The 16,539-nt window shown below is 51.4% G+C and carries 15 protein-coding genes and 1 tRNA gene; 9 read left to right on the top strand and 7 right to left on the bottom strand.

Features of this window, described 5'->3' with window-relative positions:
- Positions 1–104 precede the first annotated feature (104 nt).
- Complete coding sequence (locus JI741_RS11580; protein ID WP_202009435.1) at positions 105–2,636, top strand: lamin tail domain-containing protein; 2,532 nt, start codon at positions 105–107, stop codon at positions 2,634–2,636.
- Positions 2,637–2,676: 40 nt separating this feature from the next.
- Here JI741_RS11580 and JI741_RS11575 read toward each other — a convergent pair whose 3' ends face one another.
- The 3 genes from JI741_RS11575 to JI741_RS11565 are packed head-to-tail and all read right to left on the bottom strand — an operon-like array spanning position 2,677 to position 3,898.
- Entirely contained in the window at positions 2,677–3,087 is a 411-nt protein-coding gene (locus JI741_RS11575; RefSeq protein ID WP_202009433.1) for a 3-hydroxyacyl-ACP dehydratase FabZ family protein, read from the bottom strand.
- Positions 3,074–3,376, bottom strand: a complete 303-nt coding sequence (locus tag JI741_RS11570; protein WP_202009431.1) for a hypothetical protein — start codon at positions 3,374–3,376, stop codon at positions 3,074–3,076. The genes JI741_RS11575 and JI741_RS11570 overlap by 14 nt, the downstream gene beginning before the upstream one ends.
- 15 nt (positions 3,377–3,391) lie before the next feature.
- Positions 3,392–3,898, bottom strand: coding sequence for a hypothetical protein (locus JI741_RS11565; RefSeq protein ID WP_202009429.1), 507 nt, complete (start codon positions 3,896–3,898; stop codon positions 3,392–3,394).
- Positions 3,899–3,905: 7 nt separating this feature from the next.
- On the opposite strand from JI741_RS11565, the gene JI741_RS11560 reads away from it, so the two are divergent.
- The 3 genes from JI741_RS11560 (at position 3,906) to JI741_RS32505 (ending at position 6,912) form a co-directional block, all read left to right on the top strand.
- Positions 3,906–4,337 (top strand): TraR/DksA family transcriptional regulator, encoded by a 432-nt coding sequence (locus JI741_RS11560; protein ID WP_369411758.1) that lies wholly within the window; start codon positions 3,906–3,908, stop codon positions 4,335–4,337.
- Positions 4,338–4,430: 93 nt separating this feature from the next.
- A complete protein-coding gene (gene scpB / locus JI741_RS11555) occupies positions 4,431–5,168 on the top strand; it encodes an SMC-Scp complex subunit ScpB (RefSeq protein ID WP_202009427.1) in 738 nt (245 codons plus the stop codon).
- Complete coding sequence (locus tag JI741_RS32505; protein ID WP_236676006.1) at positions 5,155–6,912, top strand: pseudouridine synthase; 1,758 nt, start codon at positions 5,155–5,157, stop codon at positions 6,910–6,912. Before scpB ends, JI741_RS32505 begins: the two co-directional genes overlap by 14 nt.
- Before the next feature lie 7 nt (positions 6,913–6,919).
- Here JI741_RS32505 and JI741_RS11545 read toward each other — a convergent pair whose 3' ends face one another.
- Together JI741_RS11545 and JI741_RS11540 are read right to left on the bottom strand one after the other, a co-directional pair.
- A complete protein-coding gene (locus JI741_RS11545) occupies positions 6,920–8,299 on the bottom strand; it encodes a sensor histidine kinase (protein WP_202009424.1) in 1,380 nt (459 codons plus the stop codon).
- A 123-nt stretch (positions 8,300–8,422) separates the two neighbouring features.
- Positions 8,423–8,495: transfer RNA gene (locus JI741_RS11540), tRNA-Phe, on the bottom strand.
- Between the two features lie 104 nt (positions 8,496–8,599).
- Between JI741_RS11540 and JI741_RS11535 the strand changes: the two genes are divergently transcribed.
- Genes JI741_RS11535 through JI741_RS11520 form a run of 4 tightly spaced genes read left to right on the top strand, consistent with a single transcriptional unit; the run spans position 8,600 to position 13,302 of the window.
- Complete coding sequence (locus tag JI741_RS11535; RefSeq protein ID WP_202009422.1) at positions 8,600–9,919, top strand: 4Fe-4S dicluster domain-containing protein; 1,320 nt, start codon at positions 8,600–8,602, stop codon at positions 9,917–9,919.
- Between the two features lie 21 nt (positions 9,920–9,940).
- The gene (locus JI741_RS11530; RefSeq protein ID WP_202009420.1) at positions 9,941–10,741 is read left to right on the top strand and encodes a (Fe-S)-binding protein; all 801 of its coding nucleotides are present in this window, start codon (positions 9,941–9,943) and stop codon (positions 10,739–10,741) included.
- Between the two features lie 13 nt (positions 10,742–10,754).
- A complete protein-coding gene (locus JI741_RS11525; RefSeq protein ID WP_202009418.1) occupies positions 10,755–11,258 on the top strand; it encodes a hypothetical protein in 504 nt (167 codons plus the stop codon).
- A gap of 43 nt (positions 11,259–11,301) precedes the next feature.
- Entirely contained in the window at positions 11,302–13,302 is a 2,001-nt protein-coding gene (locus JI741_RS11520) for a CHU_0125 family OmpA-like outer membrane integrity protein (RefSeq protein ID WP_202009416.1), read from the top strand.
- A gap of 489 nt (positions 13,303–13,791) precedes the next feature.
- On the opposite strand, the gene JI741_RS11515 is transcribed toward JI741_RS11520, so the two are convergent.
- Both JI741_RS11515 and JI741_RS11510 read right to left on the bottom strand, forming a co-directional pair.
- Positions 13,792–14,562, bottom strand: a complete 771-nt coding sequence (locus tag JI741_RS11515; protein WP_202009414.1) for an acyl-CoA desaturase — start codon at positions 14,560–14,562, stop codon at positions 13,792–13,794.
- A gap of 110 nt (positions 14,563–14,672) precedes the next feature.
- Positions 14,673–15,374 (bottom strand): sigma-70 family RNA polymerase sigma factor, encoded by a 702-nt coding sequence (locus tag JI741_RS11510; protein WP_236676005.1) that lies wholly within the window; start codon positions 15,372–15,374, stop codon positions 14,673–14,675.
- Positions 15,375–15,503: 129 nt separating this feature from the next.
- Between JI741_RS11510 and JI741_RS11505 the strand changes: the two genes are divergently transcribed.
- Entirely contained in the window at positions 15,504–16,442 is a 939-nt protein-coding gene (locus tag JI741_RS11505) for an acyl-CoA desaturase (protein ID WP_202009412.1), read from the top strand.
- The last annotated feature ends 97 nt before the right edge of the window (positions 16,443–16,539 follow it).

Below are 16,539 nucleotides of genomic sequence, written 5' to 3'. Positions count from 1 at the left end.
TTGTGCTTATGAAAAACAGGACGCAAATATGCAGGTTTTCAAACTTGCAAACGTTTACAGCAGCAATTTTTCTAATCCTTTTTGCTGCCCTCCCCACCCAACAAATGTTCGCTCAAGCGTCGGACGCGTTCGACGATGGCGACTTCACCCACAATCCGGTATGGACCGGCACCAATACGTTGTTTACGGTCACCGCCGGACAGCTCAAACTTTCTGCGCCAGCCGTCAGCGATATGGCCTATCTCTCCACGCAAAGCGCCGCATTGGAAGATGCCACGTGGGAAGCAGATGTGTGGCTTGACTTCAACGCTTCGGCCACCAACTATGCGCGGTTCTACCTCGCGTCAAACCAGCCCACGCTCTCGGCCGCCCTCACCGGCTACTTTGTGCAGATCGGAGGCGCTACCGACGACGTGAGTCTTTTTCGACAGGAAGGTCTCACACTAGAGAAACTCATCGACGGTGCCGACGGTCGCCTGAATCTTGCCAGCGTGCACGTGAAAATAAAAGTCACGCGCGATGATTCTGGTGTTTGGCAACTGTTCTCCGACGTTAACAACGGAGGTCTCACGCTGGAAGGAACAAAAACCGACGTTACCACCCTTACCTCTAACTACACGGGGTTGTCGTGCACCTTCACCGCGACACGGTCCGACAAATTTGCCTTCGACAATTTCCGCGTCACCGGTCATGCTGTAACGGACAAAACACCGCCGGCGTTGAGCAGCATCATGGTGCTTTCATCAACACGGCTTGCCGTGCTTTTTTCTGAGAGCCTGGAGCAGGCTTCGGCAGAAAACACTGCCAACTATGCTGTGGGGTCAAACTCCATGGCACCGGTTTCGGCGACCTTGCTTGCCGACCAGAAAACCGTCGAGCTCTTGTTTGCCAATGCGTTCGTCAACGGCGTCGCTACGACCTTGGGCGTGCAGGGGGTCCGTGATCTGGCCGGCAACGCCATGGCTGTTGCGGTGCGGGACTTTACTTACCTGGCCCCGGCAACCGCAACGTTTAAAGACCTCCTGATCTCTGAAATTTTTGCCGATCCTTCGCCAAAAATCAGGCTGCCCGAGGCCGAATATGTGGAGGTTTATAACCGGAGCGGCACGCCGTTTTCGCTAAAGAACTGGCGGCTAACAGACGGTAGTACAGCCGCCACGTTGCCCGAGTTTATACTGCTTCCGGGAGATTTTGCGGTGCTGACAAGTGCCTCCACAGGATTTACCGAAGTACATAATGCCTTATTCATTGCCAATTTCCCCACATTGAACAACGGTAGCGATTTCGTGGTGTTGAAGGACGAGCGGGGTGTCACGATCGATTCGGTTCGCTATCTGGCCGATTGGTTTGGCGATGCCGACAAGCAACAGGGGGGCTGGGCGCTGGAAATAATCGACCCCGAAAATCTGTGCGGTGGTGCCAAAAACTGGACGGCCAGCGACGACCCAAGCGGCGGAACACCCGGCCGCCAAAACTCGGTCTTCGCCAGCAAACCCGACCTAACGGCGCCGGTATTGCGCGCGGCCATCCCCACCTCGGCCACCGAAATTGTGCTGACCTTTGACGAAACGCTCAACAAAGTCCTGCCCGACCTTTCATCATTCTCGATCGACCCGGCGCAAACCTTCAGGCAACTATCGTTTGGCGATGTCTCGCTCACTTCCCTAAGGCTTTCTTTGCAGACGCCGCTGCAACCGTCCACGCGCTATGCGCTGACCCTGTCCGATATTGAGGACTGCTCCGGCAATCGGATGAACGTCGCCACGGTGTCGTTCGGACTGCCCCAGACCGCCGATAGCCTTGACGTGGTCATCAATGAATTGCTTTTCAACCCCCGTCCCACTGGAGTGGATTTCCTGGAGATAGTGAACACATCAACACACTATCTGAACCTGAAGAACTGGTCGCTTGCCACTGAGGAAGACGACAATGCCCAAAAGGCAAAAGTGATCGCGCCCGATGATTTTCTTGTGGCGCCGGGGGCCTATGTGGTGCTCACCGTAGATGGCGATTTGTTGAAGGGAGAATATCCGCTTTCGCGGGAAGAAAATTTCCTGGAAGTGACCGCTCTGCCATCGTGGGCCGACGATGCCGGGTCTGTTGTTTTGATGAATGCCGAAGGGCAAATCGTCGATCAATTTTCCTACACCAAAGAAATGCATTCGGTGTTTGTCAAGGACGACGAAGGTGTTTCGCTTGAGCGCATTTCGATGCAGCAACCTACCAACGCCATCGAAAACTGGAAGTCGGCCAGCGCCACCGTCGGGTTTGCCACACCGGGTTATCTAAACTCCAACGCCCCGCCTGCCCGACAGGCAACTGGCGAAGCTATAGACGTGTTGCCACAGGTGTTTGTGCCCTTGCAAGGCCAGCCCGACTTCACGCAAATCCATTATGCTTTCGACCGCGGTGGCTATGTGGCCAACGTGAAAGTGATCGACGCACAGGGCCGGCAGGTGAAGGTCATTGCTCACAACACCACATTGGGAACGGAAGGATCTTTTCGATGGGACGGCGATCGCGACGAAGGAGACAAAGCGCGAATGGGCGCTTACATGATTTGGTTTGAAGTGTTTGATGCGGAAGGACACCTGAAGGTATTTCGCAAAACCGTGGTGGTTGCTGCACAATTTTAGCAGCCTGATTTTTTTTAACCGTTGTCTGCAGGCGCAGTGTTCACTGAATCCGAACGCAGGTCCAGCTTGCCTCCACCACGATCGCGTTGTCGCAATAGCCCACGCCCGATTGTTTGATGAGTTTGTTGCTCAAGCGAATGTTCTTAATCACCATGGTGAACGTTTTTTCATAGACCAGGCCTTTCAGAAACTGGGCCGAATCAATTCCCGCCAAGGCAAAAAGACCTTCGGAGAAACCCAGCTTCTTCACGCCGGCACCTCCACATTGTGCCATCGATTCGACGAGCACCACACCGGGAACGTAGTTGAATTCCGGAAAGCTCGCCGCCAGAAATGCATCGGCGCTGCTGAAAATCTTTACACCCACAATTTCTTCCCTCGAAAAGGAGAGGATTTCGTCCACATAGAGAAACGGGTTGCGATGGGGGATGAGCGATTCAATTTCTCTCATGCAGCTCGGCCTCCTTGCCGGTATTGAACATCGAAGTGTTTTTCATGAATTTTATTGTCACCATGACGTTGCCGGGCTGCTTCGTTTCCACGCTCCAGCGCGGCCGTGAGGTGCGGGTAGCCCTTCGTTTCCTGCGCTGACTGGTTTCGGTGCGAGAGAGGGTGGCAGCGCCGTGAAAGGCCGATGTACTAAGCCGTGGATTCGTGTCGTTATGTGACGTATTCTTACCCATGCGCGGCACGTCGCCGATTGCCAGGGAAAGGAGAAACGGGAGGGGGAATTTCGCCATACACCAAAAATGAGGTTAAGAAAGGCGTGGAAATTTAATCAGAACGACGGATCGGCAATTAATTAGACCAATATTTTTGTTTTCGTGGATGGACGCATAATTTTGCGCATCTTTTACTAAAGGAGAAACCCCATTTATGGCTAAAACGAAGAAGACAACCTCGAAGGCGGTGAAGAAAGCTCCCGCTAAAGCTAAGCCAGCAGCGAAAGTGAAAAAGACTGTGGCGGCAAAAGCTAAAAAAGCTCCAGCCAAAAAGGTTGTAGCCAAGAAACCTGCTCCCAAAGCTCCCGCCAAAAAAGCGGTGGCGGCCAAGAAAGCAGCGCCGAAGAAAGTTGTAGCCGAAAAGAAAGTGGAAAAGCCTACGCCAAAGGTTGAAAAAGCCGTAGCCAAGGTGGTTGAGAAACCTGCAGCGAAAGTGGTCGCTCCGAAGAAAGAGAAAGTAGTAGTTGAAAAAGTAGAAAGGCCGGCAACACCAAAACCCGCTCCGGTTGTAACGAAGCCGGCACCGCCACAATTAAACATTTTTCCTGTGCCAAATCAGAGACCTATTGCGCATAAGCAACCGAAATCAACGACCGGCGACGACCGGACACGTTATTCCGAAGACGAGTTGAAGGAATTTGAAGCGCTCATCAACAAGAAGCTCGACAAAGCCCGCGACGAATATCGCATCCTGAAAGAAACCCTGAATCGTAACAACGACGAGGGCACCGACGCCACCTCGGGTGGAAACACGAAAGTGCTGGAAGACGGCGCCGAAACAGCAGAAAAAGAAAACCTGAGCCAACTGGCCGCACGCCAGCAGAAATACATCACCAACCTCGAAAACGCGCTGGTGAGAATCAAGAACGGAACCTATGGAATTTGCTCTGTCACGGGCAAACTCATCCCCAAAGAACGCCTCATCGCTGTGCCCCACACAACACAGTCGATCGAAGCGAAAATGATGCAACAAGACTAACGTCTTTCCCTTTGCCCTCGCCGGTGTGGACCCACCGGCGAGGGAACTTTACTTCCGGAATTTTAGCGTATCTTTATTAACCGCCGACTACCCGTGGATTTTCTTCAAAACCATATAGAAGCCCTCATTTTCTGCACGCCGTCGCCCATCAAAGTGGTCGACATCAAAGCGTGTCTTTCCGAGATGTTTAATGCCGATGTTCCGGAAGAAGACATCATGGGCGCGATTCAACGTTTGGAGGAAAAATTTCTGGGCGAAGAGTTTTCGTTCCAGCTTTTCCGCGCCGGCGGCGGCTATCAATTCCTGACCAAGCCGGCCTACCAGGCCAGCATCGGCATCATGCTGAAGCAGCAATCCAAAAAACGGTTGTCTACTTCGGCGATGGAAACACTTTCCATCATTGCCTACAAACAGCCCATCTCAAAAACAGAGATCGAAAACATTCGCGGTGTGAACTGCGACTATGCCGTTCAAAAACTGCTGGATAAAAGCCTCATCGAAATCACCGGCAAGGCCGACACCATCGGCCGCCCCATGCTCTATGGCACCACGCCCAAGTTCATGGAGTATTTTGGCATCAACGACATCAATGAACTGCCCGTGCCAAAAGACTTCGCCAACGAGGTGAACACCATTGGCGAAAACCCCGAGATCAGCGACGCACCGTCGGCGTTTGAATTGGAGGGACGTGCCGAATCCGAAACGCAAGCATCGTTCGAATCCGAGACACACACCGAAACCGAAACATTAGAACAACCCGAGAGCAGCTCCGAATCACAACCCGAGCCCGGCTCCGACCAACCCGAAACCGACAACGATGCCCAGATCTGATTCCTCCAGTTCATCAAGAGGTCGCAAGACTTCATCATCCAGAACCACTCCAGGAGGCAAGTCTTCTGCGCGCAAATCTGACGACAAGCCCTATAAGAAAGCAGGAAAGCCTGCCGGAAAATCTTTCCGCAAAGATTCCGATTCAAGCTCCTCATTTTCTTCAAAACGCACGTCGAAGCCTTTTGGCAAAGACCGCGACGACAAACCTGCCTACAAGAAGAAAAGCTTTTCGGCGTCTTCAGGCCCGAGAAAATCGTCGTTTGGCAAAGATGCTGGTGAAGGCCGCAGCGAGCGCCCGTTCAAGAAATTTAACGCCGAAGGAAAAACAGAACGCCCTTTTAAAAAATCGTTTGGCGAAGGCAAAAGCGACAGACCTTACAAGAAGTTTGATAGCGATGCCAGAGGCGACAGACCTGTGCGGAAAACGTATGGCGAAGGCAAGAGCGACAGACCCTACAAGAAATTTGATGGCGATGCCAAAGGCGACAGACCCGTACGGAAAACGTATGGCGAAGGCAAAAGCGACAGACCCTATAAGAAATTTGATAGCGACGCTAAAGGCGACAGACCTGTACGGAAAACGTATGGCGAAGGCAAAAGCGACAGACCCTACAAGAAGTTTGATGGCGACGCCAAAGGCGACAGACCCGTGCGGAAGTCGTATGGCGAAGGCAAGAGCGACAGACCTTACAAGAAGTTTGACAGCGATGCCAAAGGTGATAGACCCGTAAGAAAATCGTTTGGCGACCGCGAAGAACGTCCCCGGAAATCGTTCGACAAAAAAACGTCGGCCGACGGTGGTGAAGAAAAAACATTCCGCAAAAAATTTGACGACGGCAACATGAGCCGTCCCTTCAAAAGAACGTATACCCGAAAAGGTGAAGATGCCGGTGCCGACAAAGAAGCACGCCCGGAACGCGCCGATCGTCCATTCGAAAAATTCGACAAGGCAAACATCGTGCGCCGCGGCGCCGCTTCCAAAGCAGCAGCTGCCGAGAAAGTCAACACAAACGATGTGGCTGCCCCGGCACAAACCGGCAAAATCCGTCTCAACAAATTCATCGCCAACAGCGGTGTTTGCTCACGACGCGAAGCCGACGAACTGATCACCATGGGCCTCATCTCCGTGAATGGAAAAACCATTACGGAACTGGGCTACAAAGTGAACCCCACCGACGAAGTGCGCCACGAAAGCAAAGTTCTGCGCGCCGAAAAACCCGTCTACATCCTGATGAACAAACCGAAGGGTTTTCTCACCACCACCGCAGATCCGCAGGAACGCAACACCGTGATGCACATCATTGGCGCCAAGGTGAAAGAACGCATCTATCCCGTGGGCCGTCTCGACCGAAACACAACGGGTCTGCTGCTGCTCACCAACGACGGCGACCTGGCCGACAAACTGATGCACCCCTCCTACAATGTGAAGAAGATTTACAAAGTGGAGCTCGACAAACCGCTCACCAAAAACGATGCGCAGGCCATACTCGACGGCGTGAAGCTGGAAGAAGGCCGCGCCATGGTAGACGATCTGGCCATTGTTTCGGAAGACCGCAAAACCATCGGTCTTGAAATTCACATCGGCTGGAACCGCGTGGTGAGAAGAATTTTCGAATCGCTGGAGTATCAGGTGGTGAAACTGGACCGCTCGGTGTATGCAGGGCTCAACAAGAAAGACCTGAGTCGCGGCGACTGGCGTTTCCTCACCAAAGAGGAACTCATCCTGCTGAAGCACTTTAAATAGGCTTCGCTCAGGCGTTCTCCAGAATTATCTTAAACACACTTCCCTTTCCAAGCTCGGAGTCTACCAGCACGATGCCTTTAATTTTGCGCAGGGCTTCCTGCACAATGTAAAGGCCCAGGCCGGTGCCTTCGGTGTCTTTGGAAGCGCGATAGAACATGTCGAATATTTTCGGCACGTTTTCCTTGGCAATACCCTTGCCGTTGTCTTCCACGGAAATCTCCACCACTTGTTTTGCGCGTTTAAAGGTGACGCGTATGAATGGATTGGGCTGTTCGAGGTTGTGATATTTCACGGCGTTGGCCATGAGGTTGTTCAGAATAATTTTCATCTGATTATAGTCAGACTTGAACACGTGGTTGCCCTCGTAGTTATAGTCCAGCGAAATGGCCGATGCTCCCTTGTTGAAACGGATGTCGGCAATGGTGTCGTCGAGCAGCCTTGTCAGATCAAGCTCTTCCACTTTCAAATCTATTTTCTTGCTGCGCGACAAGCTGAGGATGTCGCCCATCACCAGGTCAAGCTTCTTGATGCGCTCTTCAATCATGTCCATGAACGAACGCGCCTTTTCTTCCTGCAATTCTATTTTGCCCAGATAGGTAAGTCCCAGAATAGATGCGATGGGCGTGCGCAAATCGTGCGATGTGCTCGACAAAAAACTGTCGAGCTCCTTGTTCTCGCGGTTCAGGTTTTCGCGTTCGTCTTCCAGAAACCACATCACCATGCTCATGCCCATCAGCGAAATGAGCAGCAGATCGACGGCTCCAAAAAGATCGAGCGCATTCACTTTGATGCCGAGCACATTAAAAAGCTTGATGGTGAAATAATAAAGCTGGTAGGCGCTGAAGATGATGAGCGAGCTACTCAACAATTGCTGACCAAACCCCTTCGAAAATTTCTTGTTCGTCCACACCACCATGCCTGCCAGCAAAAACCCGATGCCGGTAATGATGGCGCGGCTCCCAAAGCTCAGCAGATAATAAGAGAACGGGCCCGATTGGCTAAACGCCACCACCGAAAAAAACGCCAGCACCGCCGACGCAATAAGGATCATGTTGAAGCGGCGGCGGGGAAACGCGCGTTCATACACCAGTTCATAGGTGCCGCGCAAAATCAAGATGATCTGCAGGAAGCACGAAAGCTGGGCCACCACGCTCACCGCCTTTCGAATGAGCGATCCATTCACGTCCATAAACACGGCGATCACGCCCGAGCTTCCGATATAGATGGTGAAGGCCATCCAGCTGAGTGCCCAGGTGAAAAGAAAGCGGCGACGTGCCAGCTTGCCAAAATGTCTGAAAATAAAATAGAAGATCAGACCAAGGATTACTTCGGCCAGATAGATGTAGAGCAAACGGGTGTGGTCTTCAAAGAGGTTAAGCGGACCCATTCCAATAGGAAGTTAAAATACCCTCACGCCCGAGGGTGGTACTTTCATCACTAAAAATAACTAAAAATGGCACGAGCGCACCGAGAAAAAAGAAAAAGCCTCCGGACAGGAGGCTTTTATCTGTGGTGATGGAGGGAATTGAACCCCCGACACAAGGATTTTCAGTCCTTTGCTCTACCAACTGAGCTACATCACCTAAAAATGAGGCACAAAAGTATGTATTTTTAGTTTGCATCCAAAAAGGAACACGATTTATTAACTACCGATTGCAGGATAAGTTTTTACAGTTTAAATCGGATTATGATTCAGCAAATCCTTTTTGTAATCACATTGGGCATTGCCGGGTACTTCATCCGGAAACGCTTTTTGGCCATCCGGGCCAATATCAACCTGGGCAAAGCCAAAGAAATTAAGGATCATGCCAACGTTCGCCTGCGCAACATGTTGCTGGTGGCGTTTGGCCAAAAGAAAATGTTTAAAAGATTTATCCCTGCATTTCTCCACTTCTTTATTTATATCGGTTTTCTGATCATCAATCTGGAAGTGCTCGAATTTGTGATCGATGGCGTGGCCGGCACCCACCGGATATTTGCGCCGATCCTGGGAAATCTCTATCCCGTGCTGATGAACCTGTTCGAGTTTCTGGCCATGGCCGTGCTGCTCGCCTGCGCCATCATGCTGATCCGCCGCAACGTATTAAAAATAAAACGCTTCTGGTCGGCCGAGATGACCGCCTGGCCCAGGCTGGACGCCAACCTCATTCTCACCACAGAAATTGTGCTGATGATGGCCATCTTCACCATGAACGCCGCCGACCGCGTGTTGCAAGGCCAACTGCCCGAACACTATCACAACACCGGCACGCTGTTCTTCAGCTCATACCTTGTGCCCCTGCTGGTCAACACCGACACCACAGTGCTCATTGTGCTGGAGCGTGTAGCCTGGTGGTTCCACATCATCGGCATTCTTGGCTTTGCCGTGTATGTGACCTACTCCAAACACCTCCACATTTTCCTGGCTTTTCCCAACACCTACTTTGCCAACGTGGAGGCCAAGGGCCATATCCAAAACATGCCCGTGGTGACCAACGAAGTGAAGATGATGCTGGGCCTTGCCGAAGCACCTGCTGCCACCACGCCACCCGCTGAACCCGGGCGGTTTGGCGCCAAAGATGTGAACGACCTGGCCTGGAACAATCTGCTGGCCGCTTACAGCTGCACCGAGTGTGGCCGCTGCACGTCGGAATGCCCGGCCAACCTGACCGGCAAAAAACTTTCGCCCCGCAAAATCATGATGGACACCCGCGACCGCATGGAAGAAGTGGGCAAGAGCCTGCAGGCCGGTGGCCCTGGGTTGGGCGATGGCAAAACATTGCTGGGCAACTACATCACCAAAGAAGAAATCAACGCCTGCACCAGCTGCAACGCCTGCGTGGAGGCCTGCCCGGTAATGATTAACCCGCTTGAAATAATTCTGGAACTGAAGCGCTATGTAGCCATGGAAGAATCGGGATCGCCACCGTCGTGGAACGCCATGTTTCAGAACATCGAAACCAGCTTTGCACCCTGGAAATTCTCTCCCAGCGATCGCTTCAACTGGGCCAACGAATTGAAGAAATAAGTACGAAAACTTTATACGGGCATGTCAGACGTTTCCTATTCCGTTCCCACGCTGGCCGAACTGGCCTCCAAAGGAGAAACTCCGGAAGTTCTTTTTTGGGTGGGTTGCGCCGGCTCTTTCGACGAACGCTACAAGCGCGTGACAAAAGCCTTTGTTAAAATACTGAACACGGTGAACGTGAAGTTTGCCGTGCTGGGCACCGAAGAAACCTGCACGGGCGATCCGGCGCGCCGGGCCGGCAACGAATTTCTTTTTCAGATGCAGGCCATGAGCAACATCCAGGTGTTGAATGGCTATGGCGTGAAAAAAGTGGTGACGGCCTGCCCGCATTGTTTCAACACCATCAAAAATGAATATCCCGAACTGGGCGGCACCTATGAGGTGATCCACCATTCCACGTTCCTGCAAACCCTGATCGGCGAAGGTCGCATCACGCTGAAGGAAGGCGGTTCGTTCAAAGGAAAAAAAATCACCTATCACGACTCGTGTTATCTGGGTCGCGCCAACAACGTGTATGAAGCACCCCGTGCCGTGCTCGAAGCCCTCGACGCCGACCTGGTGGAAATGAAACGCTGCCGCACCACGGGTCTGTGCTGTGGCGCAGGGGGCGGACAGATGTTTAAGGAACCTGAGAAAGGAACCAAAGACATCAACGTAGAGCGCACCGAAGAGGCGCTGGCCACCGGGGCCACCACCATTGCCGTGGCCTGCCCGTTTTGCATGACCATGATGAGCGACGGCGTGAAAAATAAAGAGCGCGAGGCCGACGTTCAGGTGAAAGATCTCGCCGAACTTATTGCCGAAGCGCAAGGTTTAAGCTGAAAACGATAGTGCCATGTTCGTACCTTTCCAAACTCTCCCCGACCATTCACGGCTCTGGATTTATACTTCCAATAAAAAATTCAGCAGCACCGAAATTGAAATACTTTCCGAAGCCCTCCGTGCGTTTACTGAGCAATGGCTGGTGCATGGTGAGCCCATGAAAGCCTCGTTCGACATTGTTGACAACCGGTTTGTTTTGCTGGCTGCCGACGAGGGCTACAACGCCGCGAGCGGTTGCTCGATCGACGGATCGGTGCGCACGCTGAAAGCACTGGGTGAACAATTGAATGCCGATTTCTTTGACCGCGCGCAGGTGGCCTTCCGCATCCACGACGAGGTGGTGACGATCCCCCTCGGAGATTTGAAACGCAAATTTGAAGAAGGATTGTGGACAGCCGAGACGCTTTTCTTCAACACGCTGGTTGACAAAAAAGGAAACCTGTCGTCGCAGTGGCTCACCCCGGCAGGGTCATCGTGGCTGAAACGCTATTTACCAAAGGAAACCATATCGGGCTAAACGGGATATTTCGTAGCTTTATTCCAGATTTTTAAAAACAGTTATGAGGTTAAGATTTTTACTATGGACGGTTGCTGTTTTGCTGCTGACGGCCTGCAGCATTGAAAAGAAAGCGAAGAAGGCTTTTCTCTACGAAAAGTTTCAGACTTCTATCGACCTCTATAAAAAGATTCTTGCCAAGAACCCTAACAACGGAAAGGCCAACTATTTCGTGGCCGAATCGTTCCGCCAGTCCAATCGCATCAAAGACGCCGAAGCCTACTATGCCAAGGCCGGTGGCAAGGGCATTGACAAAGACAGCGTTCAATTCTATTATGCCGAAGCCCTGAAGGCCAACGGAAAATATGCCGAAGCCAAACAGGTGATGAGCACCCTGGCCAACGAAACGACCATTCCCGGCTTGAAAGATCGCGCCAAGGCCCAGGTTGACGGCATCAGCTACATCGAAAAGCTGGAGGCAAAAACGAACTTCTACAAAATCAAAAATCTGGAGTTGATCAACACGCCCTCAAGCGAATATTCGCCCGTGTTTCTGAACAACGAATTGTATTTCACCTCCTCGCGCGGCAAAGACCGGATCTATGAAGCCACCGGCACGCCATTCACAGACATCTATAAAGTGACCAGCCGTGGCGCCAATGTGGATATCGCCACCGTTGCGCCCATGCCGGCCGGCATAAACTCCGAAAGCATCAACGACGGCTGCATCACGTTTTCGCCCGACGGCAAGACCATGGTGTTTGCCAAAGGAAACAGCGGCAAACGCAAAGGCACAGAAGATGTGGACCTCTACATCTCCCGGTTCAGAAACAACGTGTGGAGCGAGCCGGTCATGATCAACATCAACCAGCCCAACGCGTGGGATTCATCGCCGGCATTTAGCCCCGACGGCCGCACACTGTATTTCTCGTCAAACCGCAAGGGTGGCTATGGAGGCGATGATATCTACTCCGCGCAGATGGACTCACGCGGCAGGTTCTCGAAGCCCCGCAACCTCGGCCCGGAAATCAACACCCCCGGCAACGAGCTTTTCCCCTATGTAGCCGAAGACATGAAATTGTATTTTTCGTCCGACGGACATCCCGGCTATGGCGGTCTCGACCTTTTTGTGGTGAAACGTTTGAATGGAAAAAACACCATCGAGAACCTGGGCCAGCCCATGAACTCCACCGGCGACGACTTCGGACTTTTCCTGTTCCGCCCCGACCGCGGCTTCTACACTTCCAACCGTGAGGGTGGCAAGGGTGATGATGACATCTATACGTTTATTAATGAAGATCCCAACCTGAAGGTGGTAAACTACTATCTGCAAGGCATCACCTACACCAAAGACAAGGAAGACCAACTGGTGCTCCTGCCCAACACCAAAGTTTCGCTGCTCGACGGCAAAGGCGAGATCATGCAAGACTTTGTGACGGGTAATGACGGAAAGTTTCTGTTCAGAGTGTATGAGAATGAAGACTACACGCTTATGGGGCAAACCGACGGCTACCTGATGAAACGCGAAGGCTACACCACTAAAGGCAAATCGGTTGATGTGACCACTCTGAAAGAATTGCTGACCACGATCACGCTCGACACTATTGTGGTGCTCGACAAGATCGAGATCAACAAAATCTTCCCGCTGGAAAATATCTATTACAATTTTGCCCGCTGGGAGATTCGTGAAGACGCCGCGAAGGAACTTAACAACCTTGTGCAGTTGCTTATAGACAATCCGGAAATCAAGATCGAGCTTGGATCGCACACCGACAGTGTGGATACGGAATCGTATAACCTTGACCTGTCGCAACGACGCGCCAACGCTGCCGTGCAGTATATCATCCAGCACGGCATTTCTCCCGACCGCATTGTGGCCAAAGGTTATGGCGAATCAAAGCCCATTGCTCGCAACACCAATCCCGACGGAACCGACAACCCGGTGGGTAGGCAAAAGAACCGGAGAACAGAATTCAAAATCCTGGGCATAAGCGCGATTCCCAAAACGCTTGAGACCGAAGACGGCTTTGACGAAGACAAATACTTCAAAACAGATGGGAATTAGGGGAGCAGAGATTCCCGGTTTAAATCATCTTGATTCGATATTACAGAAGGCCACTTGTTTGAGTGGCCTTCTTCATTTGTGCCCGTTGATGGAGTTCGTTTCGAATGAGTCCACTAATGCGATAATTTCAGAAGTCGCAATCACAAGGATGTACGAGTGTCTTCATGGCGAGGTCCCCATAAAAACGATCCTAGCCACAATCAAAAAAAGTACCATCTTGGAAGTACACCTGCTCATGCAACATTATAACACGATTATCCATCGCGTCCGTCATGCAGCATGCTTGCCTTCCTTCAACGCAGACCAACACGAGTAGATAACCTTTTGAAGGGTACAGAGTACTCTCACTGATTTTCAACAGTGGCGCTTGATTGACAATGATCTGTCTGTCACCTCGGTTCTTGAGATCGTTGTTAGCATAGAAATATCTAAAAACAAAAGAGGTTGTCTTCACAGACAACCTCTTTCAATATCATTCACATGAAAGGCTTATGCCGCCTTCTTCACATTTTCCATTTTGATTTCTTTGTAGCGCACAATTTGAACGGCGCCAAGCTTGTGCAATACTTTTATCACAATGTAGGTCGGGTCAATTTCGTGCCAGCGGATGCCGCCGAAGTTTGCACGCGAACCGTTTTTGTGGTGGTTGTTGTGATAGCTTTCGCCCATCATCAGAAAATCGAATGGCAGGAAGTTTCTGGACGTGTCGCCTACTTCAAAGTTTCTGTAGCCGTATTTGTGTGCGAACCAGTTGATAACAGCACCATGAACGGGGCTCATCAAAAATTGGATGGGCAACAACAGCCACAGCCACCAATGGTTGGCATAAACAGCGTATACACTGATATAGATAGCAGCCCAGAAAATTCTGGACGGCCACGAGCGGGCAAATTTGTCGAAAGCTTCCCAGGTGGGCACGCCTTCGGTGAAACGCTTTTCAGGAACGAGCTTGCGGTTTGCAATGTCGGAATAGATGGTTTTCGTTTTCCACATCATGTTCCAGATGGTCTCGTCGTATTTAGGCGAGTGGGGATCGTCTTCGGTGTCGGCATACGCATGGTGCATGCGGTGCATCACGCCATAGCCGTAGGCGCTAAGGTAGTTTGCTCCCTGAAAAATCCACGTGAGGATGAACGTTACCTTTTCCGCAAAAGGGCTCATCGTAAAGGCCTTGTGCGCGGCATAGCGGTGGAGGAAAAATGTCTGGAAGAAAAGGGACAAATACCAATGTGCTATGAAGAAGATCAGAATGACGGTCATGAAAAATGTTTTAGGTTTTTTAAAAAGTTCAACAAAGATCTACAAAACCACTGGGGGTTTTACTGCAAGACAAGATGAAACTCGTTTTGTGACAGATTTTGATAAAAATATTACGATTTCTTTTGAGGGGCTGCAGAAACGTCGTTTTTGAGCTCTTGAATGAGGTCGGCGGCGTTTCCGAAATCGCAGGCTTTCCGGAAGCTGTCCATCAGCTTGGAGGTGTCGGGCAGTTCGAAATTGAGTTTGGCTGTCTCGTCGCTAAGCTTCTTTTTGGCGCGGCACAGCAGTTGGCGGCAGTGGTCTTTCTTCTTGTCGAGTGTTTCCTGAAGGGCTTCGTAGTCGAAGTCGAATACCTCCTTCAATAAGTACACAGCCCGTTCCAGCGGTTCAAGTTTGGTGTGTAGCACTTTCATGGCCTTGTCGAGCTCCACATCGAGGTCGAGGTGGGCAAAGCTGGTTTCTTTGAATCGGCCAATGATTTCGGCAATGGTGTGCTGGTTAAGCAGCTCTTCTTTTTTGTGACGCAGGGTGCTGATGTGGTTGAGGCAGTTGTTGCGCACAGCCTTGATGAGATAGGCCCGCGTGTCCTCAACTTTCTTGGGACCGAGGCTCAGCCATTTCAGGAAAGTTTCCTGCACAATGTCTTCCGCATCCTCCTTGCATCGCACAATGTTGTAGGCGATAGCGTGGAGCATCGGTTGATAGAGAGTGATGGCTTGGTCGCGGCTCATAAAATGGTAGTAAAGATACGACGTTATCGCCGATAACACACCACGATTATCCGTGTTTTCGGCGAGATAATTCGCTACCATACAGTTGTTTGCCGGGGTTTCTAAAAATCTTTCCGGAACCATCTCGCCGAATGCATTACCTTTGCAGCCTGGCACTTGAACTATTGATTTTTTAACGCACTTGTTTCCCTCTTTTTTGGTTTAGTCGGTATGACAAATTCAACATTATCACCGGAAGCACGGAGAAAACCGATTCTCGCACAGGAGATTGCCTTTGCGGGTGTCCACCTGCTTCCTCTGGGAGCGCTCTTCACCGGCGCAACGATGTTCGATTGGATCGTTTGCGCTTTCCTCTACTTCTCCCGCATGTTTTGGGTGACCGGAGGATATCACCGCTATTTTGCTCACAAGTCCTATAAGACCTCGCGCTGGTTTCAGTTCGTGATTGCATTCATGTCGCAAACCACAGCACAGAAAGGCGCCCTTTGGTGGGCTGCTCATCACCGCCATCACCATCGCCACAGCGACACACCGGCCGATCCTCACTCCATGAAGATCTATGGTTTCTGGTATTCGCACATCGGCTGGATCGTTGGTCCCGACTTCAAAGAAACCGACTATAAAGTGATTGGCGACTATGCCAAATATCCCGAACTGGTTTGGCTGAACAAACACTACCTGGTTCCACCCACCATCCTTGCGCTGGTGGTCATGGCCCTCGGTGGCATCGTGAACGGCGGAAGCATTCTCGCGATGTTTACCTCGGCGGGCTTCTCGTCTCTTTTTATTGGATTCTTTTTGAGCACCGTGATTCTCTATCACGCCACGTTCTCGATCAACTCCATCATGCACAAGTTCGGCACACAACGCTACGAGTCGCACGATGAGTCGCGCAACAGCGTATGGCTGGCATTGCTCACCATGGGCGAAGGCTGGCACAACAACCACCACTACTATGAAGTGGCGGCGCGCCAGGGATTTTTCTGGTGGGAGATCGACATCACCTACTACATTCTGAGAAGCTTCGCAGCCGTAGGCCTTATCTGGGATTTGAAGGAAGTGCCGAAGCACATCAAACACTCGAAGAACAAGCAGGAGGCTGCCGAGCTTCGAAAAGAATACGAAGCCGAAAAAGTAAATATGGTATAGAAGGCGCGGCCTGTTTTTCAGGCCGCTACTTTTTTTATAAAGCACGATTAAAAAAACAAAGCATCAGAATCACGTTGCATGCTCCGGTAGAAACAAA

Source organism: Chryseolinea lacunae (assembly GCF_016735595.1).
Classification (GTDB): domain Bacteria; phylum Bacteroidota; class Bacteroidia; order Cytophagales; family Cyclobacteriaceae; genus Chryseolinea; species Chryseolinea lacunae.
Note: the sequence above shows the minus strand (reverse complement) of the source record. Positions and strands in the feature narration are given on the sequence as shown.

What these genes read in the sequence shown, in the direction of transcription:
- JI741_RS11535 (WP_202009422.1), top strand. Translation starts at nt 8,600, where the DNA reads ATGATTCAGCAAATCCTTTTTGTAATCACATTGGGCATTGCCGGGTAC.
- JI741_RS11520 (WP_202009416.1), top strand. Translation starts at nt 11,302, where the DNA reads ATGAGGTTAAGATTTTTACTATGGACGGTTGCTGTTTTGCTGCTGACG.
- JI741_RS11505 (WP_202009412.1), top strand. Translation starts at nt 15,504, where the DNA reads ATGACAAATTCAACATTATCACCGGAAGCACGGAGAAAACCGATTCTC.
- JI741_RS11570 (WP_202009431.1), bottom strand. Translation starts at nt 3,376, where the DNA reads ATGGCGAAATTCCCCCTCCCGTTTCTCCTTTCCCTGGCAATCGGCGAC.
- JI741_RS11580 (WP_202009435.1), top strand. Translation starts at nt 105, where the DNA reads ATGTTCGCTCAAGCGTCGGACGCGTTCGACGATGGCGACTTCACCCAC.
- JI741_RS11510 (WP_236676005.1), bottom strand. Translation starts at nt 15,374, where the DNA reads ATGGTAGCGAATTATCTCGCCGAAAACACGGATAATCGTGGTGTGTTA.
- JI741_RS11565 (WP_202009429.1), bottom strand. Translation starts at nt 3,898, where the DNA reads ATGTTTAATTGTGGCGGTGCCGGCTTCGTTACAACCGGAGCGGGTTTT.
- JI741_RS11515 (WP_202009414.1), bottom strand. Translation starts at nt 14,562, where the DNA reads ATGACCGTCATTCTGATCTTCTTCATAGCACATTGGTATTTGTCCCTT.
- JI741_RS11530 (WP_202009420.1), top strand. Translation starts at nt 9,941, where the DNA reads ATGTCAGACGTTTCCTATTCCGTTCCCACGCTGGCCGAACTGGCCTCC.
- JI741_RS32505 (WP_236676006.1), top strand. Translation starts at nt 5,155, where the DNA reads ATGCCCAGATCTGATTCCTCCAGTTCATCAAGAGGTCGCAAGACTTCA.
- JI741_RS11575 (WP_202009433.1), bottom strand. Translation starts at nt 3,087, where the DNA reads ATGAGAGAAATTGAATCGCTCATCCCCCATCGCAACCCGTTTCTCTAT.
- JI741_RS11525 (WP_202009418.1), top strand. Translation starts at nt 10,755, where the DNA reads ATGTTCGTACCTTTCCAAACTCTCCCCGACCATTCACGGCTCTGGATT.
- JI741_RS11545 (WP_202009424.1), bottom strand. Translation starts at nt 8,299, where the DNA reads ATGGGTCCGCTTAACCTCTTTGAAGACCACACCCGTTTGCTCTACATC.